A 16,083-nucleotide genomic window follows, 5' to 3' on the forward strand; every position below is an offset into this window, starting at 1 on the left:
GCTCGGCAAGTGCTTACCGTCTTGCGACATAAGGCCAACTGATGCCGAGTAACGGACAAAAACTCAACGCTCGGGCGATTCCCCAATTGGAGCGCTTGCCCCGGCCCCTGTATGCCCGCGCCGAAAGCCTCGGTGCCGGCTCGTGGACGCCACGCCACCGGCATGACTGGGTGCAGTTCTCGTATGCGATCAGCGGCGTGCTCGGGGTCTATACCGCTGACGGCAGCTACTTTGCCCCACCGCAGTGGGGGGTATGGATTCCGGCCGGAGTCGAGCATGAGGTGCTGACCTCGATGCAGGCCGAGATGCGCAGCCTGTATGTTCGCCGCGAAGAAGCCAGCTGGGCCCCGGGGCAGTGCCGGGTGCTGGAGGTGACACCGCTGGCCCGCGAGCTGATCAAGCAGTTCTGCCTGTTGCCGGTGGACTATGCCGAGGGCGACAGCGCCGAGGCACGGCTGGTCGCGGTGTTGCTCGACCAGTTGCGGGCGCTGCCGGAGGTGGGCTTTTCGCTGCCGTTGCCGCAGCACCCGCGCTTGCTCGAGCTGTGTAACGAACTGCTCGAACAGCCCGAGCAGGGCCAGACGCTCGCGCAGTGGGCGCAGCGCCTGAACACCTCGGAAAAAACCCTGACGCGCCTGTTCCAGCGCGAAACCGGCCTGAGCTTTCGCGGCTGGCGCCAGCGCATGCGCCTGTTGTCATCGCTGACTGCGCTGGAGGCCGGGCAGAGCGTCACCGAAGCCGCGCTGGGCTGCGGTTACGACTCCACTTCGGCCTACATCGCCGCCTTCAAGGGCCTGTTCGGCTTTACCCCGGGCGAGCTGCGCCTGTAGCCCTCAGGTGCGAAAGCGCCGTACCAGCGCATCCAGTTCGTTGGACAAGCCGGCCAGGCTCTGCGAGTCCTGGCGCGCCGAATTGGCCAGCTCCGCCACCAGCTGTGCATCACCATGGATCTGGCTGATATGGCGGTTGATGTCCTCAGCCACCTGGTGCTGCTCTTCGGCGGCGGTGGCGATCTGCGTGTTCATGTCGCGGATGATGTCCACCGACTCGCGGATCTGCCCGAAGCTGTTGCGCGCCTGGCCGATACGGCTGACCGACTGTTGCGACACTTCCAGGCTGGCGTGCATCTGCTGGGCCACTTCACTGGTGCGGTTGGCCAGGTTGCCGAGCAGGTGGTCGATCTCTGCCGTGGAGTCGGCGGTGCGCTTGGCCAGCGCCCGCACTTCGTCGGCGACCACGGCAAAGCCGCGGCCCTGTTCACCGGCGCGCGCAGCTTCGATGGCGGCGTTAAGGGCCAGCAGGTTGGTTTGCTCGGCAATCGAGCGGATGGTGCCGAGGATCGACTGAATGGCATTGCTGTCGCGCTCCAGTTGCTGCATCGACTGCGCCGACTGTTCGATCTCCTGACTCAGGCGATCAACGCTTTGCACTGCCGCGTCGATCTGCTGTTGGCCTTCGCGGGCCTGCTGCTGGCCGCTGTCGGCGGAATCGGCGGCCTGGCTGCAGGAGCGGGCGACTTCGTTGGCGGTGGCGACCATTTCGTGGAAGGCGGTCGAGACCATGTCCACCGCTTCGCGCTGGCGCCCGGCGGCTTCGGCCATGTCATGGGAAACCTGGGTCGAGCTGCTGGAGGTGGCGAGGATTTTGTTCGCCGCCTGGCCGATGCTCTGGATCAGGTTGCGGATCGCGGCCAGGAACTGGTTGAACCAGTTGGCCAGTTGTGCGGTTTCGTCGCGCCCGCGCACCTCCAGGCTGCGGGTCAGGTCGCCTTCACCCTGGGCGATGCCTTCCAGGCCGCTGGTGACGCTGTGGATCGGGCGCACGATGAGCTTGGCAAAAGTCGCACCGACCAGGGCGAACACCGCCGCCAGCACGATGGCGATAGCGGCGACCAGCCAGGTCAGCTGGGTGGCGGTGTGCATCACTTCGTCATGGCGGATCAGGCCGATGAAATTCCAGCCCAGTTGCTCCGAAGGCCAGATGTTGGCCATGTAGCGTTCGCCGTCCAGCTCGACTTCGACCAGGCCCTTGCCGGCCTTGGCCAATTGCGCGTAACCCTCGCCGAGGCTGCCCAGCTGCTTGAAGTTGTGCCCCGGATCGCGTGGGTCGACCAGCACGTTGCCGTTGTCTTCGAGCAGCATCAGGTAGCCGCTTTCACCGAGCTTGATCTGCTTGACGATCTCGGTCAGCTGCTTGAGCGAGACGTCGATATTGACCACGCCGCCGGGGTTGCCGAGCTGGTTGGCCACGGCGCGCACGGTGCTCACCAGCACGGCGTCATCGCCGGCCCAGTAATAGGCGTCGGTGCGCAGGGTCTTGCCCGGGGTGGCCATGGCCGCCTGGTACCAGGGGCGTTGGCGCGGGTCGTAGTTGGCCATTTTCGCATCGCCCGGCCAGAACGCGTAACCGCCATCGCTCAGACCGTAGGACACGTAGGAGTAGGCCGGATGACTGGCGGCGAGGCTGGCAAAGAAGTCGTAGAGTTTCTTGTCATGCTCGCCCAGGGCGATTTGCGCGGCATCGGCGCCCAGGTACTTTTTCACCTCGCCGCCGGTAGCGCTGACCAGTGGCTGGGTGGCCAGGTAGTCGACGTTCTGGCTGATGCCTTCGAAGAACAGTTGCATGGCGTTGGCCACCTGGCGGATCTCGCGGCTGCTGCCGTCGACGAAGCCTTCGCGGGCTTCACTGCGCAGGTTGAGGACCACCAGGGTGGCGACCAGAATCACCGGCAAGCCGGCGATTACGGCGAAGGCCCAGGTCAGTTTTTGTTTTATGTTCATCCGCGCTCCAGAATTTTTCTTGTAAACGTACGAGGCTGCTGCAGACTACATCGGCCGTGTGCTCTGGAAATAAAGTGTTACTTGGGGGAAATCCCCCGTGTTTATTGGTAATTGCCGAATTTTGTGACCGTTTGGTCGCCTTCGGGCAGAAAAAGAATGGCAAGTCAGGCTGATTGCCGTTACAACGCAGTGCGGTCTTGCTTCAGCGACAAGCAGGTTGCAGAACCTGTGACCTATAACAATCCCGTGTTTGGCCAGACAGGACCCCCGACAGAAACCGATGAAGACTCCAAAACGCATTGAACCGCTGGTTGAAGATGGACTGGTCGACGAAGTACTACGACCGCTGATGAGTGGCAAGGAGGCTGCGGTGTATGTGGTCCGCTGCGGTCGGGAGCTACGGTGCGCCAAGGTCTACAAAGAAGCCAACAAGCGCAGTTTCCGCCAGGCCGCCGAGTACCAGGAAGGCCGCAAGGTACGCAACAGCCGCCAGGCCCGGGCCATGGCCAAGGGCTCCAAGTTCGGCCGCAAAGAGGCAGAAGACGCCTGGCAGAACGCCGAAGTGGCGGCGCTGTTCCGCCTGGCCAATGCCGGTGTGCGGGTACCCAAGCCGTATGATTTTCTCGATGGCGTGCTGCTCATGGAGCTGGTCGCCGATGAACATGGCGACGCCGCGCCACGCCTGAACGACGTACACCTGGAGCCTGAACAGGCCCGCGAATACCACGCCTTCGTGATTCGCCAGATCGTGCTGATGCTTTGCACCGGCCTGGTCCATGGTGACCTTTCGGAGTTCAACGTGCTGCTCGGGCCAGACGGCCCGGTGATCATCGACCTGCCGCAAGCGGTCGACGCTGCTGGCAACAACCACGCGTTCAGCATGCTCGAGCGCGATGTCGGCAACATGGCCGCCTACTTCGGCCGTTTTGCCCCGGAGCTCAAGCAGACGCGCTATGCTCGTGAAATGTGGGCCCTGTACCAGGCCGGCAAGCTGTTGCCGGAAAGCCCGTTGACCGGGGTGTTCGCCGATGACGAGCACAGTGCCGACGTTGACGGTGTCATGCGCGAGATCGACGCGGCGCGCATCGATGAAGCCCGCCGGCGTGCGGCCAAGGCCGACGCCGAGCGGGGTACGGTCAAGGACGAAGAACCGGCGCCGCCCTGGCTCCAGTAAACGCGTCAGTGACAGCAACTGCCGCCGGCTGCCAGGTCCTTGAGGATCGGGCAGTCCGGGCGGTCGTCGCCCTGGCAGTGGGCAACCAGTTCGCTCAAGGTGTCACGCAAGCTCACCAGTTCCTCGATGCGCCGGTTGAGGTCGTCGATGTGCTGGCTGGCCAGGGCCTTGACGTCGGCGCTGGCGCGCTGGCGGTCCTGCCACAGGGTCAGCAGGCGGGCGACTTCTTCTAATGAAAACCCCAGGTCCCGCGAGCGCTTGATGAATGCCAGTTGGTGCAGGTCTTCCTGATGGTACAGGCGATAGCCGCTGTCGCTGCGCAGGGCCGGCTTGAGCAGGCCGATCGACTCGTAGTAGCGGATCATCTTCGCGCTCAGGCCCGAGCGGCGGGCGGCTTGGCCGATATTCATTGGGCATCGTCCTCAGGCGGGGTGGTCGGCTTCCAGGTTTTCAGCAATAGCGCGTTACTCACCACGCTGACGCTCGACAGCGCCATGGCGGCGCCGGCGAGCACCGGGTTGAGCATGCCGAAGGCGGCCAGGGGAATGCCGATCAGGTTGTAGATGAACGCCCAGAACAGGTTCTGGCGGATCTTGGCGTAGGTCTTGCGGCTGATCTCCAGGGCCGCCGGTACCAGGCGCGGGTCGCCGCGCATCAGGGTGATGCCTGCCGCCTGCATGGCCACGTCGGTGCCGCCGCCCATGGCGATGCCGATGTCCGCAGCGGCCAGGGCCGGGGCGTCGTTGATACCGTCGCCGACCATGGCCACCACCCCGGACTGCTTGAGCGTGGCAACCGTGGCGGCCTTGTCGGCAGGCAGGACCTCGGCATACACGTCAGTGATGCCTAAGGCTTCGCCGACCACCTTGGCACTGCCGCGGTTGTCGCCGGTCAGCAGGTGGCTGCTGATGCCTTGCCCGGCCAATTGGCGAACCGCTTGACCGGCGCCAGGCTTGAGGCTGTCGCCGAAGGCGAACAGGCCCAGCACGCGCGGCTGCGGGCTGCGTTCGAGCAGCCACGACAGGGTCCGGCCTTCGGCTTCCCAGGCCAGGGCATTGGCGGCCAGCTCACCAGGCTGCAAGCCGCTTTCATCCAGCAGGCGGCGGTTGCCCAGGGCCAGCTCGCGACCGTCGAGGCTACCGGCGATACCCCGGCCGGTCAGCGACTGGCTGTTGCTGATATCAGCGACCCGCAGGCCTTGCTCTTCACAGGCATCGAGCACCGCCTTGGCCAGCGGGTGCTCGCTGCCGCGCTGCAGGGCGCCGGCCAGTTGCAGCAGCTGTGCCTGGTCACCGACCAGCGCACGGCTGTGGACGATGCGCGGGCTGCCGGAAGTCAGGGTGCCGGTCTTGTCGAATACCACGCGATTCACTGCATGGGCGCGTTCCAGAGCTTCGGCGTCCTTGATCAGGATGCCGTGGCGGGCCGCGACGCCGGTGCCGGCCATGATTGCCGTCGGTGTGGCCAGGCCCAAGGCGCACGGGCAGGCAATTACCAGCACGGCGACGGCGTTGATCAGCGCGGTTTCAATCGGCGCGCCGCTCAGCCACCAGCCCACCAGGGTAATCAGCGCCAGCACCAGCACGGCGGGGACGAACACCTGGCTGACCCGGTCGACCAGTTTCTGGATCGGTGCTTTGGCCGCCTGGGCGTCTTCGACCAGGCGAATGATGCGTGCCAGCACGGTTTCCGTGCCCAGCGCCAGGGTGCGGACCAGCAGGCGGCCTTCGCCGTTGATCGCGCCACCGGTGACCTTGTCGCCCGGTTGCTTCGGTACCGGCAGGCTTTCGCCGCTGATCAGTGCTTCGTCGGCGTGGCTCTGGCCCTCGACGACTTCACCATCGACCGGAAAGCGCTCGCCGGGCTTGACCAGCACCAGGTCATGCAGGCGCAGCTCGCTGATGGCGACATCGCGTTCCTGGCCGTCGACCAGCAACAGCGCGCGCTCCGGGCGCAGGGCCTCCAGGGCGCGGATGGCACTGGCGGTCTGGCGCTTGGCGCGGCTTTCCAGGTACTTGCCCAGCAGAATCAGGGCAATCACCACCGCCGAGGCTTCAAAGTACAGGTGCGGCATGACCCCGGCGCTGGCTGTGGCCCATTCGTAGAGACTCAGGCCGTAACCGGCGCTGGTGCCGATGGCCACCAGCAGGTCCATATTGCCGGCCCCGGCGCGCACGGCTTTCCAGGCCGCGACATAAAAACGCGCACCGAGGATGAACTGCACCGGGGTGGCCAGCACGAACTGCGCCCAGGCCGGCAGCATCCAGTGGATGCCGAAGGGTTGCAGGACCATTGGCAGCACCAGCGGCAGGGCCAGCAGCACCGCCAGGGCCACCGACCAGCGCTCCTTGCGCAGGCGGCGTTCGGCGTCGGCCTGGTTGACCTTGGCGCTCTGCGGCAGGCTGGCGCTGTAGCCGGCCTGGCTGACGGCATCGATCAGCACGTTGCTGTCGACCTGGCCCAGCAGCTGCAGGTGGGCGCGTTCGTTGGCCAGGTTGACGGTGACTTGCTGCACGCCCGCGACCTTGGCCAGGGCGCGCTCGACGCGCCCGGCGCAGGAGGCGCAGGTCATGCCGCCGATCTGCAGCTCGAGGTTTTGCGCGGGCACGCTGTAGCCGGCTTGTTCGACGGCTTCGACCAGCGCCGGCAAGCTGTCGGCCGGGGCCTGGATGCGGGCCTGTTCGGTGGCCAGGTTGACACTGACCTGTTCGGCACCGACGACCTTGCGCAGGGCGCGCTCGACCCGGCCAGCACAGCTGGCGCAGGTCATGCCGGCAATCGGCAGGTCGAACGTGGTAGATGCGGACATGGGGCACTCCTCCTTGGACAGGCCTCAAGCATCAACCTTGCCATGCGGGGAAGGTCAATAGCCCAGGCCGGCCCTGATCAGCTTGAGGCCATTCTGGTCCACGGCGATGCGGTATTTATTGATCTCGCCGGCCTTAAGCGTGAGCTTCTGGTTGCGCTGGTTCTCCAGGCCGTTCTGGCAGCCTGGCATCTGTGCCGGCAGCAGGCGCAGGCGCACCGCGACCTTGCCCGGCGGCAGGTTGAACGAGGTCGACTGTTCCTGGAACAGCCGCGCCGAAAGCTGGTCATTAAGGTACACGCCGATCTCGCACGAGGTCGCCACTTCCAGGCGCTCGCGGGAAATGGTCAGAATGCTGTAGTCGGCGTTGCCCTCGGCACTGGCCGCGGGCACCAGGCCCATTACTCCCAGCAGGCCGAAAAGGCCCAAAGCTGCCCTGCGCATGAATTCAAACTCCTGCAAATCGATTCTCAGGCTTGCAGCTTGGCGGAGCGGCGCGCTGATTTCCAGCCCGGCAGGCAATCCTCGCACTTGACCTTGCCCCGATGGCAAGCTTGAAACTGCGCTCAAACCCCACAGGAGGCTGTTGCAATGCAAGTATTCACTGTTCAAGGAATGACCTGCGGCCATTGCGCCAAAGCTATCACGCGTGCCGTTCGCGAGCATGATGATGAGGCTGTGGTCGAGATCGATCTGGCGCGCAAGCAGGTCAAAGTGCAGAGCGATTTGCCGGCAGACAATATTCTCAAGGCTATTCGTGCCGAGGGCTACGGCGCCGAGCCAGCCTGACCGCCGACGCCCGCGCGATGGATAAAAGATTCATCGCGCAGGCGTAACTCTGTCAGCGAAACCCCGGCAGGGCGGTTAGACTAGCGGACTTGCTTAGCCTGCTACGGATTTCCGATGAACCTGCGAACCATCCTGATTCTCGGCGCCTTGAGTGCGTTCGGGCCCCTGGCGATCGACTTCTACCTGCCCGGTTTCCCGGCCATGGCACTGGCCTTTGGCACCGACGAGAAGCACATCCAGACCACCCTCGCGGCATACTTCCTTGGCCTGTCGCTGGGCCAGCTGGCTTATGGGCCGGTGGCCGACCGCTTTGGCCGGCGCATTCCGCTGCTGGTCGGGGTGACCCTGTTCACCCTGGCGTCGCTGGCCTGCGCCTTCGCCCCGAGCCTCGATGCATTGATTCTGGCGCGTTTCGTCCAGGCCCTCGGCGGTTGCGCCGGGATGGTGCTGTCGCGGGCAATCGTCAGCGACAAGTGCGATGCGGTGGGGTCGGCCAAGGTCTTCTCGCAGCTGATGTTGGTCATGGGCCTGGCGCCGATCCTGGCGCCCATGCTCGGTGGCCTGATGGTCAACCTGTACGGCTGGCAGTCGATCTTCATTGCCCTGACCCTGTTCAGTGCCCTGTGCACCTTGGCCGTGGCCCTGGGCCTGCCGGAAAGCCTGCCGGCCAACCAGCCGCGCCCGCCGTTGTCCGGTTCGCTGCGCCAGTACGGCCGGCTGTTCAAGGACCGTATCTTCCTCGGCCACGCCTTGACCGGCGGCATCGCCATCGCTGGCATGTTTGCCTACATCGCCGGCTCGCCGTTCGTCTTCATCAAGCTCTATGGGGTGCCGGCCGAGCACTATGGCTGGCTGTTCGGCAGTAACGCAGCGGGGTTCATTCTGGTGGCGCAGGTCAACGCACGGCTGCTGGCCAAGCGTGGCCCGGCCTTCTTGCTGGCCCGGGCGGTGTGGGTTTACCTGGCGGCGGGCCTGACCTTGCTGGGCATCAGCGCCTTGCACCCGGAAGCGCTGTGGCCATTGCTGATTCCGTTGTTCATTTGTATCGCCAGCCTCGGCTGCATCATCCCCAATGCCTCGGCCTGCGCCATGAGCGGGCAGGGCGCCCGTGCTGGTAGCGCTTCAGCCCTGCTCGGTTGCCTGCAGTTCAGTGTGGCGGCCGCGGCGGCGGCGCTGGTGGGGGTGCTGCACGACGGCACGGCGGTGCCGATGGCCATCGTCATCAGCCTGTGTGGCCTGGCGGTGGTGAGCGTGGCGATGCTGACCCGCAGGCTGAACCTCAGCCGCTCCGTTTGAGCGGGTGGGGTGCCTGGAGACGGGTTTGCAGGGTGTTGACGAAGGCGCGGGCCTCGGCCTCGCTGCGAAAGCTGACCACGTGCTGGTCGAGCTGGACCTGCCAGGGGCAGCCGGGCTTTTTTGCTGATGCACTGACCTGGATATTCATATCTGCATACCTGAGGTTGGCGTTGGCTGATGCATTGTAGCGCCGGCCACGGGCAGCGGAATGACCTGGGTCAGTTGTCGGACTGACGGTCGCGCCCACCCCGTAAACGAGGTGGGCGCGCCTTTTCAGAAGCCTTCGAGGACGATCTTGCCCTTGGCCGCACCGCTTTCCAGCAGGGCATGGGCGCGGCGCAAGTTGGCGGCATTGATGGTGCCGAAGTGCTCGCCGAGGGTGGTTTTCAGCGTGCCGCTGTCGATCAGTTCGGCCACCCGGTTGAGCAGCTTGTGCTGTTCGAGCATGTCGGCGGTTTCGAACAGCGAGCGGGTGTACATGAACTCCCAGTGCAGCGACAGGCTCTTGCGCTTGAGTTTGGTCACGTCCAGCTGTTTGGGATCATCGATCAGCGCCAGTTTGCCTTGCGGTGCCAGGGCTTCGACCAGTTGATCAAGGTGCTGGTCGGTCTGGGTCAGGCTGGCCACGTGGGTGACCTGCTCGATGCCCTGGGCCTTGAGTGCGGCGGCCAGCGGCTGGCTGTGATCGACGACGTTATCGGCACCTAGCTCACGGACCCAGTCCTGGGTTTGCGGGCGCGAGGCGCTGCCAATCACGCTGAGGCCGGTGAGTTTGCTGGCCAGTTGCGTGAGGATCGAGCCGACCCCGCCGGCGGCACCGACGATCAACAGGCTCTGGCCCAGGTCCTGCTGGCCTTCAGCGATTTGCAGGCGTTCGAACAGCAGCTCCCAGGCCGTGATGGCGGTCAACGGCAGCGCCGCCGCTTCGGCAAAGCCGAGGGTTTTCGGCATGTGGCCGACGATGCGCTCATCCACCACGTGCAGCTCGCTGTTGCCGCCGGCACGGGCGATGGAGCCTGCGTAGTAAACCTTGTCACCCGGCTGAAACAGGCTGACCTCGCTGCCCACCGCCTTGACCACCCCGGCCACGTCCCAGCCCAGCACCTTGGCGGCGCCAGCCTCTGGCTGCACGTTCTGGCGCACCTTGGTATCCACCGGGTTCACCGAGATCGCCCGCACCTCCACCAGCAAGTCGCGTGGGCCAGGCTCCGGGGCTGGCAGTTCGATGTCCTGCAGGGCTGCTGCATCGCTGATGGGCAGGGAGTGATAGTAGGCAATGGCTTTCATGGAGATTCCTCGGTGGGGTAGTCAATGCGGGCCATGATTGGTGCTTTCACTTGCGGTTAAAAGCCGCTAAAACTACAGATACTTTCAATATTATTTTGATAATGGCGGGTGTGTTGGGTGCGTATCGATGATCTGCAGTTGTTCGTTCGTGCCGCCGAACTGGGCAGCCTGTCGGCGGCGGCGCGCCTGCTCGACTTGTCACCGGCGGTGGCCAGCGCCTCGCTCAAGCGTCTGGAGCAGCAATTGGGCGTGCGCCTGCTGGCGCGTTCGACCCGCAACCTGCGGTTGACCGCCGAGGGCGAGGGATTTTTGCAGCATGCCCGTTCCGCCCTGGCGAGCCTGGAGGAGGGCCGGCGAATCCTGGCCCATGGGCAGGATCAAGTCAGCGGTACCTTGCTGTTGTCGGCACCGTCCGATTTTGGTCGCAACGTACTGTTGCCGTGGCTGGATGAACTGCAGCACGAACATCCGCAACTGAACCTGCGCCTGTTGCTGGGCGACCGCAATGCCGACCTGTTTCGCCAGCCGGCCGATATCGCCCTGCGCTATGGCGCCCCGGAAGACTCAAGCCTGGTGGCCTTGCCAGTGTGCGCGGACAACCGTCGGGTGCTGTGTGCCTCACCCGCCTACCTGGCCCGGTACGGCGCGCCGATGGAAGTCGCGCATCTGGCCCAGCACAATTGCCTGCTGTACCAGCTTGGCAACCGCGTGCATGACCATTGGCGCTTTGGCGAGGGCGCCAATGAGGTGGGCGTGAGCGTCAGCGGCGATCGCTTTTGTGACGATGCCGATGTGGTTCGGCGCTGGGCGCTGGCGGGTGTCGGCATCGCTTACAAGTCCTGGCTGGATGTGGCCTATGACGTGCAGGCCGGGCGCTTGAGGTTACTGTTGCCTCACGTGCATGGTGAAGCCGCGCCGTTGAACCTGATGTGCACGCACCGGGCGCAACTGGGCAAGCCGGTGCAGTTGTTGCGAAATATGCTTCGAGCTCGTTGTCAGGCATTGTTTGAGAAGTTGCCTGGTATTACAGGCTAAAGTAATTTGAATTTCCCACATTCCTACGTGGTTAGCAGGTAGCATTTGTGAGTTACAGTAAAATTTATTGTAGGTTTTATCTGGCGATATAACGTCAAGAATAATCCGCCAGTTGCGGGCAAGATATGTAACGTGGGGCTTGGGCTGCAGATGTGCAAACGTCTCTGCAGAGCCTTTGAAGACGGCCCCTGCCAAGGTTGCCCATACCATGGAGATCCGCCGGATTAAGTTCGCGCAACGCGGCTTATAATGGATCCAGCAGTCATTTCCAGCGAGAGATACTTCCATGTCCAGGGCGGCAACTGACGCCTCTCACACGACGTTCTGATAACTTCCACTTCCTGCTTTTCTGGCATCGGACACCTCGCAGTAAATGCTGCCGACATGGTTAATCAATCGATATCAGACATGATCTCGCAGGGAGTTTGAGATATGAAGCCAGTAACAAGTATCAGCCAGATCGCCAGCTTGTTGGCCGACCCGAAACGCAGTGCAATGCTATGGGCCTTGATCGATGGTATGGCCCGTCCTTCCGATGAGCTTGCCAGCATGGCCGGGCTGACGCCTTCTTCGGCCTGTGCCCACCTGGCCAGGTTGTCGGCCAGTGGCTTGTTGAAGCTGGAGCCGCGGGGGCGCAAACGTTATTTCAGGCTGGCCGCGCCGGAGGTCGGCGCGGCTGTCGAAGCGCTGGCCAGTGTTCAGGTCAAAACCCCCGAAGACAGCCGCGAACAAGAGGTGGGCGGCATCCCGTTGTCCATGCGCCGGGCGAGGCTGTGCGGTGATCACCTGGGGGGCGAGCTGGCGGCGGACCTTTATCAGCGCCTGTTCGATGCTGGCTGGCTGGAGGGCAGCGAGCAGCACATCGAAGTCACCCAGTATGGACGTAGCCAGTTCGCCACCTACGGCATTTTCATCGAGGCGCTGGCCCAGCATCAACGTCGAAGCTTCAGCAGTTGCCGCTGTTGCAGTGAGTGGAGTGATCATCGCCCGCATCTGGGCGGCGCGCTGGGCAGTAGCCTGCTCAAGCTGTTCTTGCAGTCTGGCTGGATCCGCGAGAGTGAAACCTCGCGCATGCTGCAGATCAGTGCCGCAGGTCTGGCTCACATCAACCGTATGGCCCAGGTTGCCGTGTTGAAGACTGCTGGCTGAACCCAGGAGGTACGGTGTCTGGCGAGGTCGCTGCTGACAATGCGCCCGAAGGCAGATGCCGTGACACTCGGGGTTGGCACAACTTCCGGGGGGCGGAGTGGGAGCAGATTCACCGGTACGTCGGATCGACGCGAAGGACTGCATTGCAGTCCGGTCTTTGGGGCCGCTGTGCGACCCTTCGTGGCGAATCCGTTCCCACCTTCCGCCCGTCAGGGTTTGACCAACCGCGCATCCAGGCTGTTCTGCGCCAGGCGCCGTGCCTGTTCCTGGGTCATGCCCAGGTGTTCATGCAGGGCTTGGAAGTTCTCGGTGACGTAGCCACCGAAGTACGCCGGGTCATCGGAATTGACCGTGACCTTCACGCCACGCTCGAGCATGTCGAGGATGTTGTGCTGGCTCATATGGTCGAACACGCACAACTTGGTGTTGGACAGTGGGCAGACGGTCAGCGGGATTTGCTCGTCGATGATCCGCTGCATCAGCCGCTCGTCCTCGATGGCGCGCACGCCGTGGTCGATCCGCTGGATCTTGAGCAGGTCGATCGCTTCCCAGATGTACTCGGGCGGGCCTTCTTCACCGGCGTGGGCAACGGTCAGGAAGCCTTCACTGCGGGCACGGTCGAACACGCGCTGGAACTTGCTCGGCGGATGGCCCATTTCCGAGCTGTCGAGGCCGACGGCGATGAAGGCATCGCGAAACGGCAGGGCCTGGTCGAGGGTCTTGTGCGCTTCTTCTTCACTGAGGTGGCGCAGGAAGCTGAGGATCAGGCCGCTGCTGATGCCCAGTTGTTGCTGGCCATCCTTGAGTGCGCCGCTGATGCCGTTGAGCACCACTTCGAAAGGGATACCGCGATCGGTGTGGGTCTGCGGGTCGAAGAACGGCTCGGTGTGAATCACGTTCTGCGCCTTGCAGCGCTGCAGATAGGCCCAGGTCAGGTCGTAGAAGTCCTGCTCGGTGCGCAATACGTCGGCACCCTGATAGTAGAGGTCGAGAAATTCTTGCAGGTTGTTGAACGCGTAGGCGTCGCGCAGGGCTTCGACATCATTCCAGGGCAGGGCGATCTTGTTGCGCTCGGCCAGGGCGAACAGCAACTCGGGCTCCAGCGATCCTTCCAGGTGCAGGTGCAATTCTGCCTTGGGCAGAGCGTTAAGCCAGTCGTACATAGTGGTGAAATCTCATCAGGTGCGGTTGCCGCCATTCTACAGAGCTTGCGCTGCCCGCGCGGAGAAAGCTGACCAGGCGGTTGGCCGGGGAAACCTTCTACAGTGACTACAGTCACTAGCCAGTACCCACCTGCGCAGGGCCGCCGATGCTTGCACTTCTTAATCAGGAAAAGCCGCTGCTGCTCGCAGTGCTGCTGGCCGCGCTGGCCTGGCCGCTGCAGGGCCAGCTGCTCGGACATGGCCATGGCCTGGCGCTGTTTGCCGGCGCGGTGCTGGTGGCGGCGATCATCTGTGCCTCGATGCGCGTGGCCCAGCACGCCGAGCTGCTTGCGGAAAAAGTCGGCGACCCTTACGGCACCATGATCCTGACCCTGTCGGCGGTGATGGTCGAGGTGCTGATCCTGGCGATCATGATGAGCAACCAGGCGTCGCCGACCCTGGTGCGGGACACCATCTATTCGGCGGTGATGCTCGACATCAATGGCATCCTCGGCCTGGCCGCGCTGATGGGCGGGCTCAAGCATGGCGAGCAGTCGTACAACGATGATTCGGCGCGCACCTACAGCGTGATGATCATGACTGCCATGGGCGTGTCGATGGTAGTGCCGGAGTTCATTCCGCGGGCCGACTGGAAGCTCTATTCGGGGTTCACCATCGCCGCGATGGTGGTGCTCTATGCCTTGTTCCTGCGCATGCAGGTCGGGCCGCACAGTTACTTCTTCAGTTACAGCTATCCACAGAAAAAGCGCCGCGACCCGCAGGGCGGTACACCGGCGCCGGTGAATAAAGTCCGCTCGATCGCGATTCTGGTCAGCGGCGTGGTGATCATCGGCCTGCTTGCCGAAGTCATGTCGCACACCCTGGACTACGGCCTGGAAGGCAGCGGCGCGCCGCCGGTGCTGATGGCAATTGTGGTGGCGGCCATTTCTGCCGCCCCGGAGATTCTCACTGCCTTGCGCGCAGCATTGGCCAACCGCATGCAGTCGGTGGTCAATATCGCCCTGGGCGCGTCGCTGTCCACGGTGATATTGACCGTTCCGCTGATGGAGGCGATGGCGCTCTACACTGGCCAGCCGTTCCAGATGGCCATGACACCGGTGCAAACGGTGATGATCTTCATCACCCTGATTGTCAGCGCGATCAACCTGAACGATGGCGAAACCAACGCGATCGAGGGCATGACCCACTTCGTGCTGTTCGCCACCTTCATCATGCTGGCATTGCTCGGCCTTTGAGCCTTCAGCCAGCGATCAACTGGGCGGCGGCCTGACGGTGATCGGCGATCAGTTTCTGCACGTCGAGGCCTTCGATCTGGCCATCGGTCACCCGCCACTGGCCGCCGACCATGACCCGGTCAGCGCGGTCGGCGCCGCATAGCAGCAGCGCCGAGAGTGGATCGTGGCTACCGGAGAAGCGCAGTTCATCGAGTTTGAACAAGGCCAGGTCAGCCTGTTTGCCCACCGCCAGTTCGCCGATGTCGGTACGCCCGAGCAACTGCGCCGAGCCGCGGGTGGCCCAGCCCAGCACCAGCTCCGGGGTGATCGCCTCGGCGCCATAGCGAAGCCGTTGCAGGTACAGGGCCTGGCGCGCTTCGAGGATCATGTTCGATGCGTCGTTGGAGGCCGAACCGTCCACGCCCAAGCCCACTGGCGCGCCGGCGCCGGTCAGTTCCAGGGTCGGGCAGATGCCCGAAGCCAGGCGCATGTTTGAACTCGGGCAATGGCAGATGCCGGTGCCGGCGGCGCCCAGGCGGGCGATCTCGTCCGGATTGAAATGGATGCCATGGGCCAGCCAGGTGCGCGGCCCGAGCCAGCCGACGCTGTCGAGGTAATCGACCGTGCGCAGGCCGAAACGCTGCAGGCAGAAGTCTTCTTCGTCGAGGGTTTCAGCCAGGTGGGTGTGCAGGCGCACGTCCAGCTCTGCGGCGAGGTCAGCGCTGGCGCGCATGATCTCAGGGGTGACCGAGAACGGCGAGCAGGGGGCCAGGGCGATCTGGATCTGCGCACCGTCGCCACGCTCGTGGTAGCTGTGGATAAGTCGCTGGCTGTCGGCCAGGATCACTTCGCCCTGTTGCACTGTCTGTTGCGGCGGCAGGCCGCCGTCGGCTTCGCCCAGGCTCATGGAGCCACGGGTGAGCATGGCGCGCATGCCCAGTTTGCGCACCGCTTCGACCTGCACGTCGATGGCGTTTTCCAGGCCATCGGGGAACAGGTAATGGTGGTCGGCGGCAGTGGTGCAGCCCGACAGTAACAGCTCGGCCAGGGCCACGCGGGTCGCCAGTTCAAGCTTGGCCGGGGTCAGCCGGGCCCAGACCGGGTAGAGGGTTTTCAGCCAGGGGAACAAAGGCTGATTGACCACCGGCGCCCAGGCGCGGGTCAGGGTCTGGTAGAAGTGGTGGTGGGTGTTGATAAGCCCCGGCAGCACCACGTGTTCGCGGGCGTCGAAGACTTGTCCACAGGGGCGGGCCGGGGCTTGCCCTAGGCCGAGAACTTCGTTGATACGGCCGTCTTCGATGACCAGGCCGCCACGGGCGTCGAGGGTGTTGGCGGTGAAGATGGCCAGGGGGTTTTTCAACCAGATACGGGTCGCAGGCATGGTGCCGGC

Annotated in this window: 15 protein-coding genes and 1 pseudogene; 7 read left to right on the top strand and 9 right to left on the bottom strand. The window is 64.0% G+C overall.

All coding sequences use genetic code 11. The features are described 5' to 3' along the window. Window positions 1–41 precede the first annotated feature (41 nt). Window positions 42–830, top strand: coding sequence for a helix-turn-helix transcriptional regulator (locus tag LOY22_RS03070; RefSeq protein ID WP_213602537.1), 789 nt, complete (start codon window positions 42–44; stop codon window positions 828–830). A gap of 3 nt (window positions 831–833) precedes the next feature. On the opposite strand, the gene LOY22_RS26965 is transcribed toward LOY22_RS03070, so the two are convergent. Together LOY22_RS26965 and LOY22_RS26970 are read right to left on the bottom strand one after the other, a co-directional pair. Next, window positions 834–1,601 (bottom strand): methyl-accepting chemotaxis protein, encoded by a 768-nt coding sequence (locus tag LOY22_RS26965; protein ID WP_404944413.1) that lies wholly within the window; start codon window positions 1,599–1,601, stop codon window positions 834–836. A 90-nt stretch (window positions 1,602–1,691) separates the two neighbouring features. Further along, window positions 1,692–2,780 (bottom strand): annotated as a pseudogene (locus LOY22_RS26970) (cache domain-containing protein); the annotation flags it as partial. 280 nt (window positions 2,781–3,060) lie between these two features. On the opposite strand from LOY22_RS26970, the gene LOY22_RS03080 reads away from it, so the two are divergent. After that, window positions 3,061–3,954: a PA4780 family RIO1-like protein kinase gene (locus LOY22_RS03080; protein WP_045197075.1), complete on the top strand. Its 894-nt coding sequence runs from the start codon at window positions 3,061–3,063 to the stop codon at window positions 3,952–3,954. A 5-nt stretch (window positions 3,955–3,959) separates the two neighbouring features. On the opposite strand, the gene cueR is transcribed toward LOY22_RS03080, so the two are convergent. Genes cueR through LOY22_RS03095 form a run of 3 tightly spaced genes read right to left on the bottom strand, consistent with a single transcriptional unit; the run spans window position 3,960 to window position 7,204 of the window. Then, a complete protein-coding gene (gene cueR, locus LOY22_RS03085) occupies window positions 3,960–4,364 on the bottom strand; it encodes a Cu(I)-responsive transcriptional regulator (RefSeq protein ID WP_258596256.1) in 405 nt (134 codons plus the stop codon). Continuing rightward, window positions 4,361–6,763: a heavy metal translocating P-type ATPase gene (locus LOY22_RS03090; protein WP_258596266.1), complete on the bottom strand. Its 2,403-nt coding sequence runs from the start codon at window positions 6,761–6,763 to the stop codon at window positions 4,361–4,363. Before LOY22_RS03090 ends, cueR begins: the two co-directional genes overlap by 4 nt. A gap of 54 nt (window positions 6,764–6,817) precedes the next feature. Beyond that, window positions 6,818–7,204: a hypothetical protein gene (locus LOY22_RS03095; protein WP_045197115.1), complete on the bottom strand. Its 387-nt coding sequence runs from the start codon at window positions 7,202–7,204 to the stop codon at window positions 6,818–6,820. A gap of 147 nt (window positions 7,205–7,351) precedes the next feature. On the opposite strand from LOY22_RS03095, the gene LOY22_RS03100 reads away from it, so the two are divergent. Both LOY22_RS03100 and LOY22_RS03105 read left to right on the top strand, forming a co-directional pair. Next, a complete protein-coding gene (locus tag LOY22_RS03100) occupies window positions 7,352–7,549 on the top strand; it encodes a heavy-metal-associated domain-containing protein (RefSeq protein WP_045197079.1) in 198 nt (65 codons plus the stop codon). A 114-nt stretch (window positions 7,550–7,663) separates the two neighbouring features. Beyond that, window positions 7,664–8,845 (top strand): multidrug effflux MFS transporter, encoded by a 1,182-nt coding sequence (locus LOY22_RS03105; protein ID WP_195885615.1) that lies wholly within the window; start codon window positions 7,664–7,666, stop codon window positions 8,843–8,845. Here LOY22_RS03105 and LOY22_RS03110 read toward each other — a convergent pair. Continuing rightward, complete coding sequence (locus LOY22_RS03110) at window positions 8,829–8,993, bottom strand: hypothetical protein (protein WP_176794194.1); 165 nt, start codon at window positions 8,991–8,993, stop codon at window positions 8,829–8,831. The two genes, LOY22_RS03105 and LOY22_RS03110, sit on opposite strands and share 17 nt — an antisense overlap. A 125-nt stretch (window positions 8,994–9,118) precedes the next feature. Continuing rightward, window positions 9,119–10,132 carry a zinc-binding alcohol dehydrogenase family protein gene (locus tag LOY22_RS03115; protein ID WP_195885616.1) on the bottom strand — a complete coding sequence of 338 codons (1,014 nt, stop codon included), beginning with the start codon at window positions 10,130–10,132 and terminating at the stop codon, window positions 9,119–9,121. A 117-nt stretch (window positions 10,133–10,249) separates the two neighbouring features. On the opposite strand from LOY22_RS03115, the gene LOY22_RS03120 reads away from it, so the two are divergent. Beyond that, window positions 10,250–11,167, top strand: a complete 918-nt coding sequence (locus tag LOY22_RS03120; protein ID WP_045197085.1) for a LysR family transcriptional regulator — start codon at window positions 10,250–10,252, stop codon at window positions 11,165–11,167. A 432-nt stretch (window positions 11,168–11,599) separates the two neighbouring features. Then, window positions 11,600–12,316, top strand: a complete 717-nt coding sequence (locus tag LOY22_RS03125; RefSeq protein WP_045197087.1) for a helix-turn-helix transcriptional regulator — start codon at window positions 11,600–11,602, stop codon at window positions 12,314–12,316. Between the two features lie 209 nt (window positions 12,317–12,525). On the opposite strand, the gene LOY22_RS03130 is transcribed toward LOY22_RS03125, so the two are convergent. After that, window positions 12,526–13,479, bottom strand: a complete 954-nt coding sequence (locus LOY22_RS03130; protein WP_045197089.1) for an adenosine deaminase — start codon at window positions 13,477–13,479, stop codon at window positions 12,526–12,528. A gap of 146 nt (window positions 13,480–13,625) precedes the next feature. On the opposite strand from LOY22_RS03130, the gene LOY22_RS03135 reads away from it, so the two are divergent. After that, window positions 13,626–14,714 (top strand): calcium:proton antiporter, encoded by a 1,089-nt coding sequence (locus LOY22_RS03135; protein ID WP_093376411.1) that lies wholly within the window; start codon window positions 13,626–13,628, stop codon window positions 14,712–14,714. Window positions 14,715–14,718: 4 nt separating this feature from the next. Here LOY22_RS03135 and LOY22_RS03140 read toward each other — a convergent pair whose 3' ends face one another. Then, window positions 14,719–16,074 carry an 8-oxoguanine deaminase gene (locus tag LOY22_RS03140; protein ID WP_093376407.1) on the bottom strand — a complete coding sequence of 452 codons (1,356 nt, stop codon included), beginning with the start codon at window positions 16,072–16,074 and terminating at the stop codon, window positions 14,719–14,721. Window positions 16,075–16,083 lie beyond the last annotated feature (9 nt).

The organism is Pseudomonas sp. B21-035, assembly GCF_024748945.1.
In the GTDB taxonomy this organism is placed as follows: Bacteria; Pseudomonadota; Gammaproteobacteria; order Pseudomonadales; family Pseudomonadaceae; genus Aquipseudomonas.